Source organism: Dyella sp. SYSU CM1112 (assembly GCF_058216415.1).
Map to the genome: position 1 here is coordinate 1 of NZ_JBZEGI010000159.1, position 256 is coordinate 256.

The following is a 256-nucleotide window of genomic DNA, read 5'->3' on the forward strand; positions in this document are numbered from 1 at the left end:
CTCATCACAGACTTCCTGGGCGCTGGAACAGACATCGCAAATCAGGAAAGGAACCTGGTGTGCCTCGGCCGGGTGATGGCTCGAGACGAAAGCATTGATGGATTACAGCTTATGGATGAAGCCGTGCTCCAGCAGGAAATCCAGCGCGCGGTAGACCGTGGGAGGTGCGGCATTTCCGTGGTGCTCACGCAGGTGATCGAGCAAGTCGTACGCTTTGACCGGCTTGCCGGCTGCCGCGATCAGCTCCAGCACTTCC

Annotated in this window: 1 pseudogene; it reads right to left on the reverse strand. The window is 59.0% G+C overall.

Features of this window, described 5'->3' with window-relative positions:
* Positions 1-256, reverse strand: a pseudogene (locus AC4HNJ_RS22045) (transcriptional repressor); the annotation flags it as partial.